This window comes from Castellaniella sp., from assembly GCF_034007085.1.
GTDB lineage: Bacteria > Pseudomonadota > Gammaproteobacteria > Burkholderiales > Burkholderiaceae_B > Castellaniella.
On sequence record NZ_JAVERO010000149.1, the window covers coordinates 1 to 4690 of the forward strand.

4 protein-coding genes are annotated in these 4690 nt (G+C 64.9%); 3 read left to right on the plus strand and 1 reads right to left on the minus strand.

Annotation, left to right across the window (positions count from 1 at the left end; translation table 11 throughout):
- The first annotated feature begins 168 nt into the window (after window positions 1–168).
- From RBR29_RS10585 to RBR29_RS10595, 3 genes are read left to right on the plus strand one after another with little or no spacing between them, the layout of a single operon-like run.
- A complete protein-coding gene (locus RBR29_RS10585) occupies window positions 169–978 on the plus strand; it encodes a glycosyltransferase family 2 protein (protein ID WP_320349124.1) in 810 nt (269 codons plus the stop codon).
- A 7-nt stretch (window positions 979–985) separates the two neighbouring features.
- Entirely contained in the window at window positions 986–2140 is a 1155-nt protein-coding gene (locus RBR29_RS10590; RefSeq protein ID WP_320349126.1) for a glycosyltransferase family 4 protein, read from the plus strand.
- Window positions 2137–3435, plus strand: coding sequence for a sugar transferase (locus RBR29_RS10595; RefSeq protein WP_320349128.1), 1299 nt, complete (start codon window positions 2137–2139; stop codon window positions 3433–3435). Before RBR29_RS10590 ends, RBR29_RS10595 begins: the two co-directional genes overlap by 4 nt.
- Window positions 3436–3606: 171 nt before the next feature.
- On the opposite strand, the gene RBR29_RS10600 is transcribed toward RBR29_RS10595, so the two are convergent.
- Window positions 3607–4690, minus strand: a 1084-nt coding sequence (locus tag RBR29_RS10600; protein ID WP_320349130.1) for a sulfatase-like hydrolase/transferase, incomplete at its 5' end; no start/stop codon positions are given.

Genomic DNA, 4690 nt, shown 5'->3' on the forward strand with positions numbered 1-4690 from the left:
TCTGACCCGGTGGGGTGAGCTACCCCGCCAGAATTGGACGCCTCAGAGCGCCGGAAATCCGGCTTGATGCGGCGAAAATGAATTCTTCAGGGACGACTATGTAGCCAATCGTTTTGACATCCGTCGTGTGACCGAGGATTGGTTGGGGATCTACCGGGGGAATGAGGCATGCTGACCGTGTTGACGCCGACGTATGATCGGGCGCATACCCTGCCGCGCCTGTTCGACAGCCTGTTGCGCCAGGATGAAACAGATTTCGAGTGGCTGGTGGTGGACGATGGCAGCACGGACGGGACAGCGGCGCTGGTAGACCAGTGTGCCGCGCGTGCGCCGTTCACTGTGCGGTGCGTGTCCCAGGCCAATGGTGGCAAGCATGTGGCCGTCAACACCGGGGTCGCGCATGCGCGCGGCGGCTGGATCTTGATTGTCGATAGTGATGACTGGCTGGCGGACAATGCCCTGCGCGTGGTGAAGGCCGCCCTGTCGTCAGTGGCGGACGATGCGGGGGTTGTGGGCCTGTGTTTTCGCAAGACCGATGCGCATGGAAGGATCCTGGGCCTGCCCTGCGCGGACCTGCCCGTGCCCTGGGCCGCCGCGCCGACCGAGGCGGGCCGCCGTGTGCGGGGGGAACTGGCCTACGTCTTCCGGCGCGAGGCCATGGCAGCGGCGCCGTTTCCCGTGATTCCAGGGGAAAAATTCGTGCCGGACCTGTACGCCTGGAACCGGATCGGAGACCTGGGGACCATCCTGTTCTATCTGGATCGCGCGGTCTATCGATGCGAATACCTGGAGGATGGGTATACTTGGAACTTTTCGATACATCTGCGGCGTAACCCCCGGGGGTTTTTCCTGTTCTACGCCGGGCAGATTCGCAGGGAGCCTCATCTCGTGGACAAGATCAAGGCCGTGGTGCGTTGCGCGCAATGCCTGGCTTACAGGGCGGTTCGCCGTCTGCGCGTGGATGGGGCGGGTGGATAATCCCGGTATGCCAAAGACAATCGCCCTGATTGCCCATCATGCGGAATCCTTGCTGAATTTTCGCGGGGATTGGATCCGCGACCTGAGCGCTTCCGGCGCGCGGGTGTGGTGCCTGGCGCCCGATTATCGGGACGAGGACCGGGCCGCCGTGCGTCGCCTGGGGGCCGAGCCGATCGATTACGGCTTGCAGCGCACGGGCATGAACCCCGTGCGGGATCTGCGTGATGCCTGGGCGCTGACGCGCCTGCTGCGTCGCCTGCGCCCGGACGTGGTCTTTGCGTTTTCGACCAAGCCGGTCCTCTACGGCACGCTGGCCGCCTGGGCGGCACGGGTGCCGCGCCGCGTGGCGATGATCGAGGGCGTGGGCTTTGTCTTCACCGACGGGGATCGCCCCTTGGGCTGGAAACGCCGGATCCTGCGCCGCGTGGTGGGCGGGCTGTACCGGCTGGCGCTGTCGCGCGCGCATCGGGTGATCTTCCTGAATCCGGATGATCGCCGTGAATTCGTGGAGCGCGGTCTGGCGCCGGCTGATCGCGCCGTGGTGCTGGGCGGGATCGGGGTGGACCTGGACACCTGGGCAGCTTCGCCTCCGGTGCGTGCCCCTGTCACTTTCTTGCTGGTGGCGCGGCTGCTGCGCGAAAAGGGTATCGTTGAATACGTGGCGGCGGCTCGGGAGGTGCGCCGCCAGTATCCGGATGCACGCTTTTTGCTGTTGGGCGGACTGGATTCGAATCCGGGTGGCCTGGGGCGTGCGGAGGTCCAGTCCTGGGTGGATGAGGGCGTCCTGGAATGGCCGGGGCATGTGGATGTGCGGCCTTGGATGATGCAAGCCAGCGTGTTCGTCCTGCCGTCCTGGCGCGAAGGCGTGCCGCGCAGCACCCAGGAAGCCATGGCCATGGGGCGGCCGGTGATTACGACCGATGCGCCGGGGTGCCGGGAAACCATCGAAGACGGTGTGAACGGCTACCGGGTGCCGGTGCGGGACGCGCAGGCGCTGGCGCAAGCCATGCTGCGATTTGTGCAGGATCCGGATCGGATTGCATCCATGGGCGCGGCCAGCCGCCGCCTGGCCGAAGACCGTTTCGACGTGCGCCGGGTCAATGCGCGTTTGTCCGAATGGCTGTGGGATGCGGCGGCTGTGGATCATAAGGAGATGCTTTGAGGCTGCAAGGAGATGACGGGGTGATCCGTTATGAACGCCGTCATTCGCGTTGGTATGAAATCCTGCTGTTGAGCATGCCGTTCCAGCTGCTGGCAGGCCTGTGCGTTGTGCTGCTGGCCCCTGCGGTCTGGTCCTGGGGGGCAGTGTTCTGGCGTCATCTGGATGGGGTGCGGGTCAATACGCTGTGGGCGGTGGGCCTGTCGTTCGTGGTCATCGTCCTGGTGCTGCGCCGCCTGTCGCGGTTTTCGGGCGGCGGCATCATGACGCACGTTGCGCCGGTCGTCACGGGGGTGTTCCTGCTGGCGTTTGCGCTGTTGTTCTTCAGCCGCAGCGGCTATTCCCGCCCCGTTCTGCTGTCCGCGTATGGATTGAGTCTGTTGTGGTGCTATGCGGGGTATTTCATGGGCCGTCGCTACCGCAGGCTGAAATTCGCCGTGTTGCCCATGGATGCATCCTGTAGTCTGCAGTCCACGCCCAACCTGGAAATCCGCCATCTGACGCAGCCGGATCTGGCGGGGGTACGCTATGACGCCATCGTGGCCGATCTGCGCGGTTCGCACATGACGCCGGAATGGGAACGGTTTCTGGCGCAGTGCATTCTGGCGCACATTCCCGTGTTCAACATCCGTCAGGTAATAGAGGGCCTGACTGGCCGGGTGCGCATCGATCACCTGTCGGAAAACGAGGTCGGCACCCTGCTGCCGTCACCGCTGTATACCGTCTGCAAGCGCCTGATCGATATCGTGGGTGTGCTGGTCGTCGCACCGATCGTCCTGCCGCTGATGCTGTTCACGGCCATCGCCATCCGGCTGGACAGCCCCGGTCCGGCTGTGTTCGTGCAGAATCGCGTGGGCCTGGGCAACCGCGATTTCCGCATCTACAAATTTCGCAGCATGCGCACCGATGCCGAAGCCGACGGTGCGCGCCTGGCCTGCGACGGCGACGACCGCATCACGCGCGTCGGTGCCTTCATTCGCAAGACCCGCCTGGACGAACTGCCTCAGCTGTGGAACGTGCTGAAGGGCGACATGAGCCTGATCGGCCCCCGGCCGGAACAGCGCGTGTTCGTGGACCAGTTCGACGCCGAGATCCCTTTCTACATCTACCGCCACGTCGTGCGCCCCGGCATCACCGGCTGGGCCCAGGTGATGCAGGGCTACGCCGGGGATGCCGATGCGACGCGGGTCAAGATCCAGCATGATTTCTACTACATCAAGCATTTCTCGCTGTGGCTGGACATCCTGATCGTGTTCAAGACCGTGCGCATCGTGTTGACGGGATGGGGGGCGCGTTAGGGTAGACTGTCCCTGATTTGATTCAGGCGGTCCTCCCCATGTACGAATCCCGCAACGAACCTTTGCTGCATCCCGCGCATTTCCGCCGCCGACTGATTCGGAAATCACCCTGAAATCCAGTATCTATGCGGGTTGCGGGGATTGTTCAGGGGCGACTAATGGGGATGATGATCATCTCAATGAATTGGCATCCCAGTCCGTGCGGATCGTCAGGCTGGCAGGGCTGGGAACCGCAGCATCTGCGGGCGGCCAGGGCAGGGCATCGACAGGCACCCCGGCCAGATGCCACTGTGCGGCAGGCAAGCGGGCCAGTGCCTGCCGGAGATCCGGCGCGGGTGGGGAATCCAGCCGGTAATGCTGCGGCCACTGCGCGACGGTCTGCCGCCAGGACTGGAACGGGTCGGCGCCGGTTTGTGCGCTTGCCGGCACGGCCAGGATCAGAGTGATGCCTTGATCGATCAGCGGCTGGCAGGCGGGCGGCGGATCGGTTTGTTCGGGGTCGGCCAGAATCAGGGCGATGCGATCGGGTGCCAAACCATCCGGTCGGCGGGTCTGCAGCCAGTCCTGGGTGGCAGAGCAGGCGGCTTCGATGGGCAGGGCCTGCCCATCCAGTTGCAATGACCGGGTGGCGGCGAGCCGCGTGATGGCGTCCAGTCCCCAGGCCGCGTCAGGACTGGTCGGGGCGACACCCAGCGCGCCCTGTTGCAGGACGATCGGGATGGTCAGGCAGCTGGCGACGGCGGTGGCGCGCACGGCCTTGGCCCAGGTATTGGTCTGGTCGTAGCACAGGGGCGGCGGGACTGATCGGCCTGGCTGCTGGCGTTGATTCAGCCAAAGCGTGGTGGCTGGGTCCGTATGGTCCTGGGCCTGTGCCGGCGCCAGGTCCAGGCGCGTGTTGCCATGGCTGCGGATCACGCTGGTGTTTTCCGCCAGCCGCCGCACGACGACAGGCGGCAGGGTTGTGGGGTCATCCAGGCCGATGCCCTGGAAAGGCTGCGGCGCATTGTCCAGCCGATACCCCAGCAGGCGCAGGATGGTGGCCGGCACCTGGGCCAGGGCGCTGGGCCAGGCCAGTTGGCTGGCCTGGTCGAATGTCTGGAACAAGGCCGGGTCGGCTTGCCTGGCAGCTGCATTGAAATACATCAGGAACGGCACCCGGAACATCTCGTGCTGGAATCGGGATGAATCGTGGCCGACGTCGGTGTAGGGGGATTCCCCGTGATCGGAAAAGTACAGGAACACGGTCGGCTGGCGG